Here is a 20,289-nt window from a genome sequence, read left to right as displayed (position 1 = left end):
TTCGCTAAAAAGGCGTTGTTTTTTCTTAATCTGTTCAAACAATTATTTTTACTTTGTTAATCATGAAAACAATGTGATTTCTTGCCTTGAATTAAAATCCACACACAGACTTAGCATCAAAAAGCCCTTTTTAGTATTTTCTCGATTCCAAGCAACTTATGATCTTTCTATTTTCCCTATTTATTTCTTTAATTAAATTAGCTTTTGGATTATCTTATTTAATTTAATTTATTTAATTATTTTTAACTTTTTAATTAATGAAAGAAACGCGACAGCTGACCTTGGATAATGGAAGCACGTCCCATTCGGCCGGCCATGACAAGCTCATTCTTCAGATGCTTTCTCAGCTCGCGGTCGCTCATGCTTTTATCTGTTTTCTTTTCCGATTCAGCATGGTTCTGCGCCTGCTGCTTCATCTGGATAACCTGCTTCACCCCGGAAATATTGACACCTTGTTCAATTAAAGCTTTAATTTCTAACAATCTATCAACATCGTAAAAGGAAAACAAACGCTGGTTTCCCTTCGTTCTTGCCGGTGCGACGAGACCGTGCTGTTCATAATAACGAATCTGTCTGGCTGTTAATTCTGTTAACTGCATGACAATTCCAATTGGAAACAAAGGCATATTTCGACGAACTTTATCGTTCATGTCAGCAACCTCCTTCGCTCTCTATTTTATTCTACTAGATGTCAAATACCGTGTCAACAGATGTCAGGTTAGTTGACATCAAATTGCCATTCTTTACATAAGACGACGCCTGCTAGTCGATTTCATGTTCGATTATCGAATCAATCGCCTGCAGTACGGCAATTTTTACATGCTCATACGTCAGCCCGCCTTGTATGTACGCGACATATGGAGGGCGGATCGGGCCGTCCGCAGTCAGTTCAATGCTCGCTCCTTGAATAAAGGTCCCGGCCGCCATAATGACCTTGTCCTGATAACCCGGCATCGGACTTGGCTGCGGCGAGACGTGGGCGTTTACGGGCGAAGCGGCCTGGATTGCCTGACAGAATGTAATCATTTTTTCCGCTGTTGGAAAGGTGACCGATTGAATCAGGTCGGTCCGCCTTGTTTGCCAGCTCGGTGTCGTTTCCATCCCAAGCGCTTCTAATGCCGCAGCGGTGAAAACAGCGCCTTTTACCGCTTGCGAGACGACATGGGGCGCAAGGAAAAAGCCCTGGTACATCTCAAGCAAACTGTACAAACTCGCCCCGCCTTCCGCGCCAATTCCCGGAGCCGCGAGTCGATAAGAAGCAAGCTCGATCAGCTCCTGCTTGCCAACGAGGTAGCCTCCTGTCTTTACGATGCCACCGCCTGGATTTTTAATAAGCGAGCCGGCGATAATGTCAGCGCCAACATCACACGGCTCCTTCATTTCAACAAATTCGCCGTAGCAATTATCAACGAAAATAATCGCGTCTTTCTTTAAGCTGCGAATAAAGCTGATCATCTGTTCGATTTGGCTGATCGTAAAAGAGGGGCGGTTGCCGTAGCCTTTTGAACGCTGAATGCCGATGACCTTCGTTTTGTTGCTTAGTGCTTCTTTAATTCGTTGTTCGTCGATCCAGCCGGACTCCAGTAATGGAATCGCGTCATACTCAATTTGAAAATCCTTGAGCGAGCCTTTTCCGTTTCCGCGAATGCCGACGATTTCCTCCAGCGTGTCATACGGCTTTCCTGTAATATACAAAAGCTCGTCCCCCGGCCGCAATAGTCCAAATAAAGCCGTCGCAATCGCATGCGTCCCTGAAATAATCTGCGGGCGGACAAGCGCCGCCTCGCCTCCAAATACATCTGCATAAATCGCCTCAAGCGTATCACGCCCGCTATCATCATACCCGTATCCGGTTGACGGAGTAAAATGAAAATCAGCGACTTGATGTTCGCGAAAAGAACGCATCACTTTTGCCTGATTTTCACAGGCGATGGCTTCTATTTCCTGATGGTGGGCATGAATGTTTCTTTCAATCGTTTCCGTTAGTTCTTTCAGCTGCTTTTGATGTTGCAATTGACTATACATGTTCTGTTATTCCTCATCTTTCATCCGATTCCGTAATTCTTGACCTAATGCCGTATGCTGGCTAACATAGCCACTTACCTCGTATCGCTCCTCCGCTTCATCCCACTGCTGGACACTGCGCAATGTTTCCTGTTTGCAGCGCGCAAGTAAACGTCCCTCGTCAGGAGAAAGCATAACTCGATAAGGCATGAGCTGCTCAACAAGCTTTTCTTCAATGACATGCTTTAATTCAGTCACATCTTCCTGATCAAATGCGCTGACCTCAACCGAATCCTCTGTTCGCGTCGGAAAGAAATCCGCGACTTGCTCGTCGGCTTTATTATACACCAACAGCTGCGGAATCTTATCCGCCCCCAGTTCTTCGACTAACGTCCTCACCGTGCGCTCATGCTGGAGGTAATCCGGATTGGAACTGTCGACGACATGCAGAAGCAAATGAGCGTGCTGCAGCTCTTCCAATGTTGAGCGAAAAGCGGCGACAAGCGTCGTAGGCAGATCTTGGATAAAACCGACCGTATCAGATAAAAGCACCTGCAGGCCGCTTGGCAAAACAAACTGTCTTGTCGTTGGATCAAGCGTCGCAAAAAGCTGATTTTCCTCCAGTGTATCCGCCGCTGTCAGGCGGTTTAACAGTGTCGACTTTCCGGCATTCGTATAGCCGACAATCGCGATTTGCAATACCTCATTCTGTTTTCGCCGTTCGCGGTAGCGCTGGCGATGACCAACGACGGCTTCCAGCTGATGCTTGATCTCATCCATCCGGCGACGGATATGTCTGCGATCGGATTCTAATTGGGTTTCCCCCGGTCCTTTTGAGCCGATCCCCCCACCTTGCCGTGAAAGGGCCAGCCCTTGTCCAGCCAAGCGTGGCAATAAATACGACAACTGCGCCAGCTCAACCTGCAGCTTCCCTTCTCTCGATTGGGCCCGCGCGGCGAATATATCCAAAATTAACTGCGTGCGATCAATGATCGTCACCTTTGTGCGAACGTGCATATTGCGCACCTGACTTGGTGACAGTTCATCATTAAAGACGATCGTATCAGCCTGCTTTTCTTCAATTAATGTGATAATTTCATCGACCTTTCCCCGGCCAATGTAAGTGGAGGGTTCGACCTTCTGCCGTTTTTGCGTCACGGTCGCGACGACAGTCCCCTTTGCTGTTTTCACGAGGCTTGCTAATTCATCCAACGAACGAGCAAAGCTGTCATCATCCTCGGTAAATTGACAGCCGACTAAAATAACCTTTTCCGTTTCCCTTTGCTGGACTTCCTGCACACTACTCCACATCCTTCAGCTAGTCTTCCATTTAGTATGGACAATCATTGTTCATCTTACCATGAAACGGCAGCAGAAGGAGAGAGCAGTGGCGAGTTGATTAACCGATTTGACATTTTTCCTTAATCGCTTCAATCATCTGTTTCGCTCTTTGCTCAATCGTATGGTGCCGGTGAATAAATTCATAGCCTGCCTGACTAATCCGCTTTCGTTCTGCGTCGTTTTTTAAATAGTACTCGGTTTTTTCATAAAATGTATCGACGGTGCAGGCAACATAATGAACTTGATCGACAAAACCTAGCTCTGCAATTTCCTGATTCGTTTCAGCCAATAGTAATGTTTTGCAGGCAAGCGCTTCAAAAAACTTCAGTACCGCCACTCCTCCTGCCCTGCTGCGGCTCCCACATGTATAAAAGATTTTGGCCCGATTTAATTCGCGCGCATAGCGTTCATTGACCAAAATCTCCTCATCGCCTGATGAAGCGACGACTCGATGGCCCGGGTGAGGCTGATAAACAAAGCCTGGTTCTGTTCGCATTCTTTCAAATACGGCATCACGAAACGCATATCTTCCCTTTACAGGCATTGCTTTTGGAGCTTTGTCAGCGGGCAAATGACTTTTGTCTTCGATATAAACGAGCCCCATTAATAAGGAATCAATAGCTTTCTTTTCTTTCCAATCCTTCATCACAGCTGGATTGATTGCCCACGGCCACCAGCAAAGCCGCTCACTGTATTGGGGAAACATGTGTAAAAACGGGTGCTTCGTCGCGGAAAAAATAATATCGACTTTGTTTTCGTCGAAATAGTTCCGCCGCTCCTCCGGTTTCCAATCAACATCAATCACATAGCATCCTTTAGGGATATCGATTTGTCCCAGGCCCGTGATCTTTGGCGCTAAACCGAAATTCCAAGCGATGTCGTAGTGAAAAATAAAATCCGGCTGAAAATCCAAACGGGCTAAAATTTCCTCGATATCTCCCTCTTCATGCCAGTACTTTACATCGGCGTATTTCTCGAGAGCGCGGATCATATCCATCTTCGGCCGGTGTTTTATATAAACCCAAATCTTGTTGATTAAGACGAGTATTTTCACCTTTCGTGCCTCGCTCATTTCTTTTCACCCCTTTTTGCTTCCATATTTTATTTCTATGTAAAACTTGGCTTACCGCTGTAGACATTCAGGAAAGAATTCAAAAACAGGCAGGAAGTCATGCTTGTCCATGTAAAAAAACAGGACCGCCAGCTCTCCGGCAATCCTGCTTTAACAGCCACCTCACGTCAGCTTGACATGAGACGAATGAAATTGAAAATCCTCGCGTTTAATTTGCGTCAGCGCCTCCCGGTCATAGCGCTGTTCCCTCAATAAGCGCACCGCCTGGAGGCGTATCGCTTCCTCGATGATATTGCGAATATAGCGGCCGTTACTGAACGTTCGCTCCTGCTCCTGACTAATTTTGCGCAAATGCTCCTTAACGTGATAAGCGCCGTCCTTAGACAGCTCATACTCCCGCTCTTCCAGCATGCGGTGCACCATTTCCATCAGCTGGTCTGTCGTATAATTCGGAAAGTCAATCGCGATCGGAAAGCGGGAAGGCAGTCCGGGATTTAAAGAAAGAAAGTAGTCCATCTCGCGCGAATAGCCGGCGAGAATCAGGACGAAATCATGCTGATGATCCTCCATCGCTTTCACTAACGTATCAATCGCTTCCTTGCCAAAGTCCTTCTCGCCCCCCCTGGCGAGAGAATATGCTTCATCAATAAACAGAACCCCGCCGTTGGCTTTTTTCAGGACATCCCGGGTTTTTTGCGCCGTGTGACCGATGTATTCCCCGACAAGATCAGCCCGCTCTACTTCAATAAAGTGGCCTTTCGTCAGCACCTCCATTTCAAAGAGAAAAGAAGCGATAATCCGGGCAACTGTCGTCTTACCCGTTCCAGGGTTTCCTTTAAAAATCATGTGCAGCACTTGCTTGTTTGTCTTTAACCCTTTTTCTTTTCGGCATTGGTTAATATAAAGCCAGGCGTATATTTCCTTAATCAGCCGCTTTACTTGCTCAAGCCCGACATACTGACCTAGCTCCTGCTCAAATTTCAGTAAAATTTCATGCTGCTCTCTTTCCTCTTTTGATTGAAAAAACGGCTCAATTTGATCGTTCGCGTCGATCGTTCTATGATTGAGCACAACATTGATGCGCCCACGTTTTCTTGTCTGTGCTGGGTTATTCATGCTGTCACCCCTTCGCTCCATCTACAGCGTAAGACAAATAGCTTCTTTTACAATATACGCAAAAATGGGCGAACATGTGAGTAATGATTGAAAAAGCGCTGACGGTTTTTCTTAGAAGCGGCGCGCGAAGCCGTTACCATCTTTTGAGGAGGTCTGAAAGTGGGGGTTTTTCAGACAGACGCGTAACGGGCAGAGCCGACGCCCTTCTTTGATTAGGCTTTCCAACTCGCTTGAAACCACGAAAAGGGGACTCTTGAATTTTATAAATTCTTATCTTTTAAGAAAAGTGGCAAGCCGCCCTTTCCCTTTCTTAGAAACAATGTGCGCAGCCGTTACAAGAAGGTGGACGTTTTTCTGAAAATGAGAAAAGCCGACACCTTCTCTTTCCAAAAAGAGGAGCTGATAGTACACTTAAAAGGGAGAGGAGGGAGGCATGTGACGATAGAGCTCGCCCACTATATGGAAGAGTATTTACAGTATCTTGCGTTTCAAGGAAGGAAACCGTCAACCCTGAAGCGTTACCGTTATGATCTGCTCGATTTTTGCAGCTGGATCAGGACAACGAGGGCGGACAAGCTGCCCCTTGAACAAAAGGAAGTCAGTGCTGCCGAACTGGAACTGTTTTTCAATGAGCTTCTGTATGAGCGCCGCTATCACACCCGGACGATTCGCCGTATTCACAGCGTCTTACGCCAGCTCGCCCGCTATGAGGCAAGTCTCGGCCGTTCGCATTTACGCCCTGTGCTTGAGCTGGAACCGCCGAATCTGGCGGAAACCCCTCTCGGCGAGGATGAGTGGCTGACAGCGAAAGAAAAAAGCCAGCTCTTACACACCCTCTCCTCCGAGCGCGGTCTGTCCGAGCAACAGCTGGAAACCTTCCCTTTTTATCGCGAACGCAATCAATTGATCGTCCTGCTGATGCTGAAATATGGCTTATCCCTGCGCGAGGTTCATCACCTCTCGATCCGTGATGTCAAATTTGAAGCGAACGACATCCTCGTCCGTTACGAGGAGCCGTCGCGCCGGCTGACGCTTGAAGATGGAGATAAACAGCTCGCTTACCGCTATTTCCAAACGATTCCCGAACCGGTGCGGCCACGCTACCATAGTACCGATCCTTTCTTTGTCGCGTTTGATTTCAAACGAAAGACCTTTCACTGGTCCTATGACGATGACGAGCCGAAGCGGATGACGGTGATCGCCATGCAAAAAATGCTGCGGATGGAAGTCAAGCGGGCCGGACTGCGCAAAGGAATCAGTGCCCAAACATTGCGAAACACCTATATATTGGAACAGCTCCGCCAAGGGATGACGAGCGACGAATTGATCAGCCGAATCGGCTATACGTCCCCTCTCTCGTTGAAGCGTTATTTACAAACTGTTGAGGAAATGTCGAGAAAGAAAAAAGAAACCGTCTCAGAAGGGTAATACTACCTTTTGAGACGGTCACTGAAAAGCCCTTGCCATGAGCAAGGCGTGCAAAATCAGCACTACATAACGAAAAAAGGGAAGCCAGACAGTTGAGACAGCTTTTAACCGGCGTCGAAACTTCCTTTACAAAAGAAGCTTGCTTCCGGCAGGTGTTCAAAGGAAGCATGCCGCCTTTTGGCATACTCCTTTTATGTTAAAGAGTTGAGTCTGCTTCAGACTTCAACTGGACATTGCGTTGAGGAGCAAACGTTGAAATCGCATGCTTGTAAACAAGCTGTTGCTTTCCTTCCGTTTCCAAAATGACCGTAAAGTTGTCAAATCCTTTGACCTGTCCGCGCAGCTGAAAGCCATTTAATAAAAACACGGTTACGGCAATATTATCTTTTCGCAATTGATTTAAAAACTGGTCTTGAATATTGATAGGTTGTTGTTTCATCGGATTGTCCTCCTCTAATTGGCTCTCTCTTTACTTCGCTATCGAAGAATTATTTCCTTCAACAAATGTACAAATTTCGTGAAAAACTTGATCTGTTAAACCAGCCGTCATATCAAACCAGCTCGCTTCTGATTTGTTGCGAAACCATGTCAGCTGCCGCTTGGCATAGCGCCGTGAATTTTGCTTCAGCGTCTCAACCGCTTCATCAAACGGGCAATCTCCGTCAAAGTAAGCAAACAGCTCCTTATAGCCGATTGCCTGAACGGCTTGGCCCGTTCTAAGCCCCGTCTCATAAAGCCGCCTTGCTTCCTCGACCAGCCCATCCGCGATCATCTGGTCAACCCGTTGATTGATCCGCCTGTAAAGCAGCTCCCGCTCCATCGTCAGCCCGATATAGGTCAGCTCATAAGGCGAATCGTGACGCCGTTCGTCCTGCTGCTGGGCTGAAAACGGTATGCCGGTCACCTTCGTTACTTCGAGTGCGCGGATGACACGTCTGACGTTGTTCGGATGAATCAGCTCCGCTGCCCGGGCATCGGCCTTGCGCAAACGCTCATGCAACGCTTCTTTACCGTGAGCTTCAGCAAACGCCTCCAGCTGCTTGCGGTAAGCTTCGTCGACCGGCAGCGTTTCAAGCTGGTAGCCTTTTGTGACGGCATTAACATACAAGCCGGTGCCACCGACGAGAAACGGCAGGCGGCCCGCGGCGTTAATCTGCTCAATCAGCGGCTCGCAGCGTTCCTTGAACTCGGCGACGGAAAACGGCTCCGACGGGTCCTTGATATCAATTAGATGGTGCGGCACGCCTTCCTGCTCGGCTGTCGACACTTTTGCCGTGCCGATGTCAAGCCCTTTGTACACCTGCATCGAATCACCGCTGATCACTTCGCCGTTATATTTATGGCATAGCTTGATGCTGAGTGCTGTTTTTCCAACGGCAGTCGGACCTACTATGACAACTAGCTTCTTTTTCATCATCTTCTCCCTGTTTGTCAAAATTCAAACGTGCTTCGTGTCACTTTTTCTTTTTTCAATGTAACCGTAATGAAAAGCGGCATGCTGCCTTTTGCATACACGGAAAGAAAAGCGGGCGAACCGGCTGCTCTGCCAATGATCCTTCAGTACAACGCGAAAGCGGCTCACCCGAAGGGCCTCTTCGACCACAGCCTCTGTCAGCTCGTCATGACAGGCAAAGGGCTTCAGTGCGCTGATCCCGCTTGAAGCCGGCAAATGCGTTTCAAACATCGGATCGAAATAGACGACGTCAACCGATTGATCGGGGAGGGTACGTAAATAGTCGAGATGATGAACAGCAACAACGTCGACTTCTCTCATCGCCGCGAGCATCTCCCCGCTCCCTTCCTGCCAATGTCTCAGTCCTTCGGCAACAATCAAAGCGAGGACGGGATTCGCTTCAAGACCTGTCACCGAGCCTTCCCGTCCAACGGCGACCTTGGCGACAAGACTGTCAGCAGCCAGTCCAAGCGTACAATCAAGCACGCTCATCCCCGGCCGCAGGCCCGCCGCCTCAACGAGCGGATCATGCCCGGAGCGAAGCAGCTGCTTGACGCGAAACATCGCCGAATTAGGATGATAATAAAACGGTTCTCCGCCTTCTTGCGGATAAAGGGTCAGTCTTTGCTTTCCGACGACGAGCACATCTGTCCGGTAGCGCTTCGTCAAGTCCTCGACCGAGCTTTTTCCCCGGCCGATAAATGGACTGTTCAGCTTACGACCGATCAGTTCGGCTTTTTCGCTGACATGTCTCGCATTTCTCTCCACGGTAGTAACAATCATCGCCTGACTCCATTCCTTTCCTTACATCACTCGCTTAAACATTTTTTCCAACGCATAGGTCGAGAAATGGACGATGATCGGCCGTCCGTGCGGGCATGTAAATGGATCCTGACATGCTCTCAGCGCTTCAAGCAACGCAAACATTTCATCCTGGCGCAAATGCCGGTTCGCTTTAATCGCCGCTTTGCAGGACATCATAATCGCCGCTTCCTCGCGCAGCTTGGCGATGTCGACCTTGCGATGCGTCAGCAAATAATCGATAATTTCCCGGATCGTCTCTTCCTCTGCTCCTTTTGGGAGCCACGTCGGATGAGACCTGATAATAAACGCCTGTGTGCCGAATATTTCAAGAAAAACCCCGACCTCGGCCAACGCCTCTTTATGCTCCGTTAAAATTTCCTTTTCCTGAGCAGTGCATTCGAGCGTAATCGGCAAAAGCAGCTCCTGAACCTGCGGCGTAATGTCACCGACTTTGTCGCGATAATATTCATATTTAATCCGTTCCTGAGCGGCGTGCTGATCGATCAAATACATCCCTGTATCATTTTGCGCGACGATGTAGGTCCCATGCATTTGTCCAACCGGATATAAAACCGGCACGCGCTCCTGTGCTTCCGGCGTGACAGCTTCTTCTTCGCTGCTCATTGCCTGCTGAGGCGGGGCGGAAGGCGCTTCAACGAATTCTTCCTCCTCTGCGTGGACAGCTGCTTCCGTCTGCTGCTCTTCCACTTCTGAATAAAGCGCTGGCGGGGGAGCAGGCGTTTCGCGCACGGCTTCCGCCTGATGGCGTTCCGGCGCCGGGGCTTCGCCGTTCAGTTGAGCCTGCTGCGCCTGAGTTGGTGCTTCAGGCTGCTTGTAGTCAAGCTGAAGCGCGAGCTGCTCACTTTGCTTCGACGGAGTAACTTCACTGCGTCTGTTCAGATCAGCTGCGGGTATCAGCTGCTCCTTTTGCCAGATGGCACGGATCGTTTTTGTTAAAAGTTCGCCCAGCTCTTCCTCTTTACTTAAGCGCACCTCAAGCTTCGCCGGATGGACGTTGACATCAATCAGCTGCGGATCCATCGAAATCGCGACAACGGCAATTGGATACCGGCCAATTGGCAGAAGCGTATGGTAGCCGTCCTGAATCGCCCGCGCCAGTGCATAATTGCGGATAAAACGGCCGTTTACAAAGATCGACATATATTGACGTGAAGCCCTTGTCAGCTCCGGCAATCCGGCATATCCTTCGATCGTGTAATCAAGTGATTCTCCGGAGAACGGGCGCATGCTGCGGGCGACATTCCGTCCATAAATCGCCGCCACTACTTGTTTTAAGTCACCATTCCCTGCTGTTTTCAGCATTTCCTTTTGATTGTGATAGCATTCAAAGGCGACATCCGGATGGGCGAGGGCCAGCCGATTGACGATATCGCTAATGTTGCCCGCTTCTGTATGAACGGTTTTGACATACTTCAGCCGAGCCGGTGTATTGTAAAATAAATTCGTCACCGTAATGTCGGTCCCTTTTCGAGCCGGGGCCGCTTTTTTATGCTTGATCACGCCGCCCTCAAGCCGCAGCTCCACGCCCGCGCCTTCGCCCGTGCTCGTCTGCAACGTCAGATGGGAGACAGAGGCGATACTCGGCAGCGCTTCGCCGCGAAAGCCGAGGCTTTTAATCTGAAACAAATCGCGATCTGTTTTGATTTTGCTCGTCGCATGACGCAAAAACGCTGTTTCCACGTCTGCTTCTGGTATGCCTTCCCCATTATCGACAACGCGTAGCGAGCTCAAGCCGCCCTCTTCAATTTCAATCAAAATATGTGTACTGCCAGCGTCAAGCGAGTTTTCAACGAGTTCCTTCACGATCGAAGCGGGTCGCTCGACAACTTCCCCGGCGGCGATTTTGTTCGCAAGGGCATCATCGAGCTTGATAATTTTCGCCATCTCTCCCTCTCCTCTCTTGTTTTCCCTCTATTACTTTAATAAACGTTGCATCTCGTTTACAAAACTGATCGCTTCAATTGGCGTCATATGAAGAACATCCTTCTCACGCAGCTGCTTTAACACCGCTTCTTCCTTCTCAGCATGGCGTGACGGCTTGCGCTTTCGTTCCGTCGTCGCCGCTGTTTCCTCGATTGCCGCTTCCGCGAACAAAGACAGCTGTTCACCAACTTGCTGAGGCGACGGCCTCTGCCATGCTTGTCCACCGTCCTTTTCCAGCTCCCGCAGCAGGTCGTCCGCCCTTGAGATGACCTCTTCCGGCAGCTCGGCCAATTGCGCGACATAAATCCCGTAGCTACGATCCGCCTGTCCATCGACCACCTTATGCAAAAATACGACCGTTCCATCCTCTTCCACTGCGGAGACATGGACATTTGTCAAATGCTCAAGTGAGCTTTCAAGCGCGGTCAGTTCATGATAATGCGTTGAAAACAGCGTCTTTGCCCGCAGATGATCATGAATGTATTCAATGATCGCCTGAGCGAGAGCCATCCCGTCATAGGTTGACGTGCCGCGCCCGATTTCATCGAGCAGAAGCAGACTGTTTTCCGTCGCTTTCGTCAGCGCATACCGTGTTTCCAGCATTTCAACCATGAATGTGCTTTGCCCGCTCGCTAAATCGTCAGCGGCGCCGATTCTCGTAAACATCTGGTCAAAAACCGGCAATTCCGCCTGATCGGCCGGGACAAAGCAGCCGATTTGCGCCATGATGCTCAAAAGAGCAAGCTGACGCATATACGTGCTCTTCCCGGCCATGTTCGGCCCGGTAATGAGCAGCATTTCACGGCCTTCCTCCATGATGACATCATTGGCGACATACTGCCCTTTCGGAATCACCGTTTCGACGACAGGATGCCGTCCGGCGACGATATGAATGCGACGGTCCGGTGAAAATTGCGGCCGCGTATAGCGCCGTGTTTCACTGACAGCGGCAAAGCCGGCAAGAGCGTCGATTTCACTGATCGCCCGGGCCAGCGCCTGAATCGCGGTAACGTACTGCTTCGCTTCTTCGCGGACAGAGACGAACAGTTCATATTCCAGCTGCTCCATTTTTTCTTCCGCTTCTAAAATAAGTGCTTCTTTTTCCTTCAGTTCAGGGGTAATAAAGCGCTCGGCATTCGTCAATGTCTGCTTACGCTCGTAGCGCCCTTCCGGAAGCAGGTGAAGGTTCGCTCTCGTCACTTCAATATAGTAGCCGAAGACGCGGTTAAAGCCGATTTTCAGCGACTTCACTCCGGTCTCGCGCTTTTCTTTCTGCTCCAGCTCGGCGATCCACTGCTTGCCGTTTTTGCTTGCATCGCGATAGGAATCGAGCTCCTGATGAAAGCCGTCGCGGATCATCCCGCCTTCGGTGACGGAAATCGGCGGATCATCGACGAGGCTCGTTTCGAGTAGATCAACGAGCTTTTCAATGAATTCATCCTCACGGAACCAGCGCGCTGCCAGCTTTGGATCAATCGCTGTAATCGTCTGCTTGATCAGCGGAATACTTTGCAAGGAGCGCTTCAGCTGAACAAGCTCTCTCGCATTGACGCTTCCGTAGGCGATCCGACCGGAAAGTCGTTCCAGATCATAAACATAGCGCAGCTGCTCGCGCAGTTCCTCACGCTCGAAGTAGGCAGAAATAAACGCTGACACGACATCGAGCCGTTCTTCAATCGCTTCCTTTTGCAGCAACGGCCGCTCAAGCCAGCTTTTCACAAGCCGCCCGCCCATCGCTGTGACTGTCTGATCAATCACGGCGAGCAGCGAACCGGCCTTCTTTTTCTCCCGCAGCGATTCCGTTAATTCGAGATTGCGGCGCGTGTGCGTGTCCATTTTCATAAACGAATTCGTCGCATAATAGCGGACCCGCTGCAAATGAGCAAGGGAGCGCTTTTGCGTGCGGATTAAATAGTTTACGAGTCTTGCGACACTTTGAACGAGCTTGTCCGAAGACAGCTCCGCGCACAGGTCGGCATACTCCGGCTCAAGCTCGGTTTTCTCCTCGACGGAGATCGTAAGCGGCCACTTCTCCTCCAGCCGCTTGCGTAAGTCAGGCGAGAAGTCGGCAGCAACGACGAGCTCCTTCGCCTGGGCGCCGGTAATATCGGCGATCACTTCCTCAAAATCTGCGATCAGCGTCACCGCGCATTCACCGGTCGTTAAATCAGCGCGGGAAAGGCCGAATGTTTGATCGTCAAAGCAAGTCAACGCGACTAAATAATTGTTTTCTTTTTCTTTAATTTGATTGCCGTCCATCACCGTGCCCGGCGTCAGCAGCTTGACGACCTCGCGCTTGACGACGCCTTTTGCTTCCTTCGGGTCCTCGACCTGCTCGCAGATCGCGATTTTATAGCCTTTTTCAATCAGGCGGGATATGTATTGATCGGCTGAGTGATAGGGAACGCCGCACATCGGAATTCGTTCCTCACCCTGCCCCTGGCCACGGCCGGTTAACGTAATTTCCAGCTCTTCGGCTGCCAGCTTGGCATCTTCATAGAACATTTCATAAAAATCACCAAGGCGAAAAAATAAAAAGGCATCTTTATATTGAGCCTTTATCTCCAAGTATTGCTTCATCATTGGGGTTAGCTGTGCCATCTTCGTTCCTCCACGTTCCATGATCAGTGGTTTTTATTATAACATAGCTGGAACGATTCTTACATCCACGGTGGATTCTTCGCGGCTTTCAAAAAAAGAACTGACTCAAGTTCGTCGACTTTTGAGTCAGTCCGTTTGATTAATTTTCAAATTCCTTATGGAGAAAGTTCGGGTCGAGGTTCTCGTATTCCTCGTCGCTTACTTCGTCGACGTAGTCATCCTCGGTAAACTCTTCAAGTAAGCCGTCCGGATTGACCGCTACGGCCACCTTTGTTTCTCCGATACATTCGACGATAAATTCCCGTTCCACCTGTACTTCAACGTTAGCTCCGTTTTTCGAAATCGTCGCTTCCAGTGTATTTGGCTGTTGAACGGCGCGGGCAATCACGTCCATCTCCGCTGATAATACGTTCTCATCTCTCATTGAAAGTGCAATGACATCTGTATACGTGACCGTCTGTGTGGCGACATCCGTCTTTGTATTCTTATTGTAGGAAAACCACACATTAATATCGTAGCTGCCTTTTACCTCTACGTTTTCACCTTTTTTCTCAGCACTGTATTTATGGTTAATGATCCAGCAGCCAAGAATGCTTGACGGTTTATGTGCAGGGGTAATCGTATGAGTCGTTTCAGAGAATTTACGACCCTTTCCACATACCGCTTTTGTAATAATCTCACGATAGTTAAACCCATTTTCTGTCTGAGACATGAAACTAAACCCTCCTCTTTCTCATATCATCGTCATACGCACGGCACGGCTTACGCCTAAGCGGTTCGTCAAAATCTTCACTGTCATCCTATGCAGGGCGAATAACCAATGTGCATGAAACTAGATCATGAAAACAAAATCCTATCTGTAACACGATATGCCTTGAGCGAAGGGTTTAGTACAGAAAAAAGACAAAGAGAGCCTGAAGCAAAAGGTTTGCATTACCCTTTTGTCTCAGGCCCGGTTCAGCGGGTGGAAAGCGCGCTTCCTTTTCACATGTCCTGTCGAAGCGGCGGATGAAGTGGCGTAGCGGTTGTCATGCCATTCCTTACCAGAACGGAACCGCGCCCCCTATCCCGATCGTTTACCAGTTGGTTGTAACTCTCTTCAGCCGGCTAGAGCCATTCGACGACTTCCTCCTCTTCCGGCCGTTCATTCGCCTCCGCCAATTTGCCGACCTGGATCGAGACGACATGCTGGAGGTTCAATCGCATATCCTCAAGTCTGACCCAGACGCAGTCATTGCGTTCTAGCCAATCATTGACGCGCGATATCGGATTTTCCGTAAAATAAGCTGTTTCTTTTTCCCCATTCACTAATGAAAAAATCACTTTATACTGTTGCATTTGTATATGCTCTCTCCTTTCCTCTCTACCTCTCTTCATTCCCCATTCCTCCCCTGTTAAAGCGCATTTTTTCACGCTCTCTAAAATTTTTTCGCAAAAGCCGGAGTGGGGAAAGACATGCTAAAAATCGTCACAGAAGTTGAGTCACAACTAATATGTATGTCTGAAATGTCGAACAACGCACTAACGCAGCTCCTTTTCATAAATCCTAAAAAATATCCAGAAAGATACTTGTCTAAACGTAAGAAAGCTGCTGAAAAAGTGAAAATCGTACTTTTTCAGCAGCTTTTTGATGGTTGTATTTTACTTTTGCCCAGTCCCTTTCATTTCTACGATTGGCAGCCGCCATCAAAATAAGGGTTTTTCGTTGTTGTTCCTTTTAACAAATCTCCGCCCATTGACGTGATGATTTCGTCGGTCACCGTTTTGGAAATCGTGTTGGACACCATTTGCAAAAGGCTGTTTACTTCAAGCTGACTGCGCTTGAACTCCTGCACGAGCGGAATCGCATCAACTTCTTCATGCAAGGCGTCGATCTTTGCTTCCACCTCTTTTAACGCTTCGGACTTGCCATAATGCTGAAGATTGACCGCTTCCTTTTGCAGCTTTTTAATTTGGGCGATCAGCTCCTGCACGCGCAGATGCTCATTAATTTGCTTTTCAGCGCGCTTGAAAAAATCTACTTCTTCCGTTTCGGCCATCATTTTCGCCAGCTCTTTCGCCCGTAGTCGAATGTCTTCACGCGTATACATTGCTGATTTTGTCATGATCCTTTTACCTCCGCTAATTCAACCATTTCTCCGTCAAGTGACCACGTCTTTGCTTCTGTCACTTTCACATAGACAATTTCCCCGATATAGGATTTCGGTGCTGTAAAGTTCACTAAGCGGTTCGTTCTCGTGCGCCCCGCCAGCACATCAGGGTTCTTTTTGCTTTCCCCTTCAACGAGCACTTCAACGACCTGATCCTGATAGGCGAGATTTTTCTTCGCTGACATTTCATTGACGAGCGCATTCAAACGAGCCAGCCGCTCCCGTTTTACTTCCATCGGCACATTGTCCTTCATTTTCGCTGCCGGCGTTCCTTCGCGCGGCGAATAAATATACGTGTAGGCGCTGTCGAATTGAATCTCGCGCACGAGTGACAATGTATCCTCAAACTGCTCTTCGGTTTCGTTCGGGAAGCCGACGATTAAATCCGTTGTGAACGAAGCATTCGGGATCGCCATTTTGATTTTATGGGCGAGCTCGACGTACTGCTCTCGTGTATATTTGCGCGCCATCAGCTTCAAAATATCAGAATTTCCGTGCTGCACAGGAAGGTGAATATGCTCAACGAGATTTCCGCCTTTGGCGAGCACGTTAATCAAATGATCGTCGAAATCACGCGGATGACTTGTTGTGAAGCGCACGCGCGGAATATCGATTTTATGAATCTCATCCATTAAATGGCCGAGGCCGTAGCTGCGTCCTTCAAGATCCTTGCCATACGCATTCACATTTTGGCCGAGCAGCGTAATTTCTTTATAGCCTTGGCGGGCCAGATCACGCACTTCCGCGATAATGTCTTCCGGCAGGCGGCTCCGTTCCTTCCCACGCGTGTAAGGGACGATGCAATACGTGCAAAACTTATCACAGCCATACATAATATTGACCCACGCCTGTGTGTTTCCCTGGCGGACACGCGGCATATTCTCAACGATGTCGCCTTCCTTCGACCATACTTCAATCACCATTTCCTTGCCATAAAGGGCATTGCGCAGCAATTCCGGCAAGCGGTGAATATTATGGGTGCCGAAGATCATATCAATATGCTGATGCTTTTGCATAATTTGATTGACGACATTTTCCTCCTGCGACATACAGCCGCAGACGCCGAGAATCAGCTCCGGTCTTTCTTTTTTTAACGCTTTTAAGTGTCCGATTTCGCCAAACACTTTGTTTTCCGCATTTTCGCGAATCGCACATGTATTGAGCAAAATCACATCGGCATCAGCTGCTTCCTCCGTCGCTGTGAAGCCCATCTCCTGAAGCAAGCCGGCCATATTTTCCGAGTCATGCGTGTTCATTTGGCAGCCGTACGTCCGGATTAAAAATGTCTTTCCGGCACCGATCTGCTTCATATCCTCGGGAATAAGGCTGTCCGGGCGCAGCACCTGCGTTTCCTGCTTTCCTCTTCTTTTTCCCTGCTTGTAATCCGGCTGCTCATTGATAATGATATCCCGGCCCTTAATCCGCAGCTTTTGCTTTCCATCTGTCATGATTTCCACTTTCGCGTCACTGAAATCAAAATATTTGCTGTAATCTTTTTGGCTACTGCCAGAGGATTTTAAGTCCTGCGTAGCTGTTTTTCCATCTGCATTTGTTACGTTTCCTAATCGTTGGTCTTCATTCATTCCAAAGCTCCTTTCAAGCAAATCATACAATAAATAATTATAAACTTTTTGTCCGCTGCAAACAATAAAAGTTATTTGGAGAAGTCGTGAAAGTAAATGTTTTCCTGCGAAGCTCACAGGATGAAAAAAGGCCGTTCCCTGGGAGCTCTTCCCGGGAACGGCCTGCATCGCTTACATAAACTCCGCCATCATTTCATTGAATTTCGCTTCATCTAATTGTAGATCTTGACTCGCCAGCGGCTGCTCATCATAGCCGGAGATCAGCTCCTGGTAAGAAGGCTGCTCTTTGTTTTGATAAATCAAGCCGGTTACTAGACCATTGTGCTCCATCAATGTTTGCATCGCTGTCATCCGGTTGGCCGGATCGTAATTCTCGACATCGGCAAGCTTTGTAATATTTTCCTTAAACCAGTCATATGTGTTTACTTTATTGAACGTCACACATGGGCTGAAAACATTAATTAACGAGAAGCCTTTATGGGCGATCCCCTGTTCAATCAATGCCGTCAATTCCTTCAGATCGCTGGAAAAGCTTTGGGCGACGAAGGTGGCTCCTGCTGTCAGTGCCATTTCCATTACATTGAGCGCTGATTCAACCGAACCGCCCGGCGTACTCTTTGTTTTGAAGCCGACATCGCTTCGCGGTGACGTTTGCCCCTTCGTCAATCCGTAAATTTGATTGTCCATCACGATATAGGTGATGTCAATATTGCGACGAATCGCATGGACGGTATGCCCCATTCCAATCGCAAAACCGTCACCATCTCCACCGGAGGCAATAACCGTCAAATCGCGGTTGGCCATTTTCACCCCTTGGGCGATCGGCAGCACGCGTCCATGAACACCATGAAAGCCGTATGAATTAATATAGCCTGAAATCCGTCCGGAGCATCCGATTCCCGATATCACTGCAAGGTCGTCCGGCTCTAAACCGACATTTCCCGCCGCGCGCTGGATCGCCGCCTGGACCGAAAAGTCGCCACAGCCGGGGCACCAGTTTGGCTTCACTTTATTGCGAAAATCTTTAAATGTTGCCATTTAGACCAACTCCTTGCATGCTTGATATAATTCATTCGGCAAAAACGGATTTCCGTCATACTTCAGGACATTTTCTATTTGAACACTATTCACATTCATTTTAATAATATTGGCAAGCTGCGCCGTTGCGTTATTTTCGACGACAACGACCTTCTTCGCCCTGTCGATATGAGGCTTGAGCGCCTCTGTCGGGAATGGGTGGAGCAGGCGGATATGGACATGATTGACCTTGATCCCGTCCGCTTCAAGGCGCGGCATCGCTTCTTCAATCGTTCCCCGCGTTGAGTTGACCCCGATCACGAGCAGATCTGCTTCATCATGCTCGGCATGAACGAATAGCGGCTGCTTGAACGTCGCTTCAAGATTGCTCAGCTTTCTCAAGCGCTTATCCATTTGAGCTTGACGATTGACAGGACTTTCCGACGGCTTCCCGGTTTCATCGTGCTCCACCCCTGTCACGTGGTGAATGCCGTTTTTCGTGCCTGGAAGAACGCGCGGAGAAACGCCTGATTCCGTTACTTCATACCGCTTATAATATTCTTTCTCTTCCCGCGCCGGAATCTCATCCGTCTGGAGCGCGCCGCGGCGGATCTCGACCTTACTGAAATCAAGCGGTTCGACCGTCTGCTTTCCAAGTGACAGCGCGAGATCCGTCACTAAAATAACCGGACACTGATATTCCTCCGCCAGGTTAAATGCTTCGACCGTGTCATAGAACGCTTCTTCCACCGTACTTGGGGTAATGACAATTTTTGGAATGTCGCCGTGGGTGCTGTAGATCATCGCCATTAAGTCGGATTGCTCCTGCTTTGTCGGCAAGCCCGTACTCGGCCCCCCGCGCTGCGTGTCAATAATGACAAGAGGCTGTTCGGTCATACCGGAAAGACCGATTGCTTCGGCCATCAGCGACAAGCCTGGACCGGCTGAAGCGGTGAAAGCCCGGACGCCGGCATAGTTGGCGCCGATCGCCATCGTACATGCGGCGATTTCGTCTTCCGTCTGAATAACCGTTCCGCCGAATTCAGGCAGCTTTTTAATCATATATTCCATAATTTCCGAAGCAGGGGTGATCGGATAAGCGGCCATAAAACGGCTGCCTGCCGTTACCGCGCCCAAGCCGATCGCATCATTTCCGATCATGAACATCCGCTTCTTGCCATCCGCTTCAGCAAGCTGAAGATCCGGCATATTGGCTCCCGCCTCATTGCGGAAATAGTCGGCGCCGGCCTTAATCGCCTCCATATTCTTTTCCACAACGGAAGCGCCCTTCTTTAAAAAGATGTCCTCAACAACATCCTGGTAGTGAGATGGGGCAAGCCCGAGAATCGCACTCGTTGCACCGACAGCAACCATGTTTTTCATTAATGAGGTGCCGAGCTCTGTCGCAATTTCCGTAAACGGTACGGCAAAAAGCTGAACATCATAGCCCTCTGTCACAACCGGGTTGAATTTCGAATCGGCAATCACAATCCCGTCCGCGGCCAATTCGTGAATATTAACGTCAATTGTTTCCTGATCAAAGGCGACAAGAATATGAAGATCATCTGAAATCGAATTTAATGGACTGGTGCTGACACGAATCTTATTGTTCGTATGTCCTCCCTTAATTCGGGAAGAGAAGTGACGGTACCCGTATAAATAGTAGCCGAGCCGGTTTAACGCCGAGGCAAAGATTTCCCCCGTGCTTTCAATCCCTTCGCCTTGCTGACCCCCAACTTTCCATGATAACTGCTCTCTCACTCTATCCACCCCTTA

17 protein-coding genes are annotated in these 20,289 nt (G+C 49.1%); 1 reads left to right on the top strand and 16 read right to left on the bottom strand.

From position 1 onward, the window contains the following. Positions 1–254 precede the first annotated feature (254 nt). The 5 genes from M3202_RS04265 to spoVK all read right to left on the bottom strand — a co-directional run bounded on the left by M3202_RS04265 (position 255) and on the right by spoVK (position 5,533). Entirely contained in the window at positions 255–650 is a 396-nt protein-coding gene (locus M3202_RS04265; RefSeq protein WP_251222097.1) for a MerR family transcriptional regulator, read from the bottom strand. Between the two features lie 112 nt (positions 651–762). Next, on the bottom strand, positions 763–2,025 hold the full coding sequence (locus M3202_RS04260) for a methionine gamma-lyase family protein (protein ID WP_251222096.1): 1,263 nt from the start codon (positions 2,023–2,025) through the stop codon (positions 763–765). Between the two features lie 6 nt (positions 2,026–2,031). Further along, a complete protein-coding gene (gene hflX, locus M3202_RS04255; protein ID WP_251222095.1) occupies positions 2,032–3,303 on the bottom strand; it encodes a GTPase HflX in 1,272 nt (423 codons plus the stop codon). A gap of 100 nt (positions 3,304–3,403) precedes the next feature. Then, positions 3,404–4,417, bottom strand: a complete 1,014-nt coding sequence (locus tag M3202_RS04250; RefSeq protein ID WP_251222094.1) for a glycosyltransferase family protein — start codon at positions 4,415–4,417, stop codon at positions 3,404–3,406. A 162-nt stretch (positions 4,418–4,579) separates the two neighbouring features. Then, positions 4,580–5,533, bottom strand: a complete 954-nt coding sequence (gene spoVK, locus M3202_RS04245; protein WP_251222093.1) for a stage V sporulation protein K — start codon at positions 5,531–5,533, stop codon at positions 4,580–4,582. 435 nt (positions 5,534–5,968) lie between these two features. Between spoVK and M3202_RS04240 the strand changes: the two genes are divergently transcribed. Continuing rightward, positions 5,969–6,961 carry a tyrosine-type recombinase/integrase gene (locus M3202_RS04240; protein WP_251222092.1) on the top strand — a complete coding sequence of 331 codons (993 nt, stop codon included), beginning with the start codon at positions 5,969–5,971 and terminating at the stop codon, positions 6,959–6,961. 196 nt (positions 6,962–7,157) lie between these two features. On the opposite strand, the gene hfq is transcribed toward M3202_RS04240, so the two are convergent. From hfq to M3202_RS04185, 11 genes are all read right to left on the bottom strand, one after another. Next, positions 7,158–7,400, bottom strand: a complete 243-nt coding sequence (gene hfq / locus M3202_RS04235; protein WP_251194064.1) for an RNA chaperone Hfq — start codon at positions 7,398–7,400, stop codon at positions 7,158–7,160. A 30-nt stretch (positions 7,401–7,430) separates the two neighbouring features. Further along, the gene (gene miaA / locus M3202_RS04230) at positions 7,431–8,375 is read right to left on the bottom strand and encodes a tRNA (adenosine(37)-N6)-dimethylallyltransferase MiaA (RefSeq protein WP_251222091.1); all 945 of its coding nucleotides are present in this window, start codon (positions 8,373–8,375) and stop codon (positions 7,431–7,433) included. Positions 8,376–8,399: 24 nt separating this feature from the next. Then, positions 8,400–9,197 carry a class I SAM-dependent methyltransferase gene (locus M3202_RS04225; protein ID WP_251222090.1) on the bottom strand — a complete coding sequence of 266 codons (798 nt, stop codon included), beginning with the start codon at positions 9,195–9,197 and terminating at the stop codon, positions 8,400–8,402. 21 nt (positions 9,198–9,218) lie between these two features. Then, positions 9,219–11,123 carry a DNA mismatch repair endonuclease MutL gene (gene mutL, locus M3202_RS04220; protein ID WP_251222089.1) on the bottom strand — a complete coding sequence of 635 codons (1,905 nt, stop codon included), beginning with the start codon at positions 11,121–11,123 and terminating at the stop codon, positions 9,219–9,221. Positions 11,124–11,153: 30 nt separating this feature from the next. After that, positions 11,154–13,763 (bottom strand): DNA mismatch repair protein MutS, encoded by a 2,610-nt coding sequence (gene mutS, locus M3202_RS04215; RefSeq protein WP_251222088.1) that lies wholly within the window; start codon positions 13,761–13,763, stop codon positions 11,154–11,156. A gap of 139 nt (positions 13,764–13,902) precedes the next feature. Next, on the bottom strand, positions 13,903–14,475 hold the full coding sequence (locus M3202_RS04210) for an outer spore coat protein CotE (protein WP_251222087.1): 573 nt from the start codon (positions 14,473–14,475) through the stop codon (positions 13,903–13,905). A 395-nt stretch (positions 14,476–14,870) separates the two neighbouring features. Further along, entirely contained in the window at positions 14,871–15,140 is a 270-nt protein-coding gene (locus M3202_RS04205; protein ID WP_251222086.1) for a hypothetical protein, read from the bottom strand. 290 nt (positions 15,141–15,430) lie between these two features. After that, entirely contained in the window at positions 15,431–15,868 is a 438-nt protein-coding gene (locus M3202_RS04200) for a YlbF/YmcA family competence regulator (protein WP_251222085.1), read from the bottom strand. After that, positions 15,865–17,496: a tRNA (N6-isopentenyl adenosine(37)-C2)-methylthiotransferase MiaB gene (gene miaB / locus M3202_RS04195; RefSeq protein WP_251222084.1), complete on the bottom strand. Its 1,632-nt coding sequence runs from the start codon at positions 17,494–17,496 to the stop codon at positions 15,865–15,867. The genes M3202_RS04200 and miaB overlap by 4 nt, the downstream gene beginning before the upstream one ends. A gap of 171 nt (positions 17,497–17,667) precedes the next feature. Beyond that, entirely contained in the window at positions 17,668–18,534 is an 867-nt protein-coding gene (locus M3202_RS04190; protein WP_251192221.1) for a 2-oxoacid:ferredoxin oxidoreductase subunit beta, read from the bottom strand. Next, positions 18,535–20,274 carry a 2-oxoacid:acceptor oxidoreductase subunit alpha gene (locus M3202_RS04185; protein WP_251222083.1) on the bottom strand — a complete coding sequence of 580 codons (1,740 nt, stop codon included), beginning with the start codon at positions 20,272–20,274 and terminating at the stop codon, positions 18,535–18,537. Between the last annotated feature and the right edge of the window lie 15 nt (positions 20,275–20,289).

It is taken from the genome of Halalkalibacter oceani (genome assembly GCF_023715605.1).
In the GTDB taxonomy this organism is placed as follows: domain Bacteria; phylum Bacillota; class Bacilli; order Bacillales; family Bacillaceae_D; genus Halalkalibacter; species Halalkalibacter oceani.
The sequence above is the reverse complement of the archived record's forward strand: the minus strand, read 5'-3'. Positions and strand labels throughout refer to the sequence as shown.

Excerpts from the sequence above, each read along its gene's own strand:
- M3202_RS04265 (WP_251222097.1), bottom strand. The coding sequence starts at position 650 with ATGAACGATAAAGTTCGTCGAAATATGCCTTTGTTTCCAATTGGAATT.
- M3202_RS04260 (WP_251222096.1), bottom strand. The coding sequence starts at position 2,025 with ATGTATAGTCAATTGCAACATCAAAAGCAGCTGAAAGAACTAACGGAA.
- M3202_RS04250 (WP_251222094.1), bottom strand. The coding sequence starts at position 4,417 with ATGAGCGAGGCACGAAAGGTGAAAATACTCGTCTTAATCAACAAGATT.
- spoVK (WP_251222093.1), bottom strand. The coding sequence starts at position 5,533 with ATGAATAACCCAGCACAGACAAGAAAACGTGGGCGCATCAATGTTGTG.
- hfq (WP_251194064.1), bottom strand. The coding sequence starts at position 7,400 with ATGAAACAACAACCTATCAATATTCAAGACCAGTTTTTAAATCAATTG.
- miaA (WP_251222091.1), bottom strand. The coding sequence starts at position 8,375 with ATGAAAAAGAAGCTAGTTGTCATAGTAGGTCCGACTGCCGTTGGAAAA.
- M3202_RS04225 (WP_251222090.1), bottom strand. The coding sequence starts at position 9,197 with ATGATTGTTACTACCGTGGAGAGAAATGCGAGACATGTCAGCGAAAAA.
- mutL (WP_251222089.1), bottom strand. The coding sequence starts at position 11,123 with ATGGCGAAAATTATCAAGCTCGATGATGCCCTTGCGAACAAAATCGCC.
- mutS (WP_251222088.1), bottom strand. The coding sequence starts at position 13,763 with ATGGCACAGCTAACCCCAATGATGAAGCAATACTTGGAGATAAAGGCT.
- M3202_RS04210 (WP_251222087.1), bottom strand. The coding sequence starts at position 14,475 with ATGTCTCAGACAGAAAATGGGTTTAACTATCGTGAGATTATTACAAAA.
- M3202_RS04205 (WP_251222086.1), bottom strand. The coding sequence starts at position 15,140 with ATGAAGAGAGGTAGAGAGGAAAGGAGAGAGCATATACAAATGCAACAG.
- M3202_RS04200 (WP_251222085.1), bottom strand. The coding sequence starts at position 15,868 with ATGACAAAATCAGCAATGTATACGCGTGAAGACATTCGACTACGGGCG.
- miaB (WP_251222084.1), bottom strand. The coding sequence starts at position 17,496 with ATGAATGAAGACCAACGATTAGGAAACGTAACAAATGCAGATGGAAAA.
- M3202_RS04190 (WP_251192221.1), bottom strand. The coding sequence starts at position 18,534 with ATGGCAACATTTAAAGATTTTCGCAATAAAGTGAAGCCAAACTGGTGC.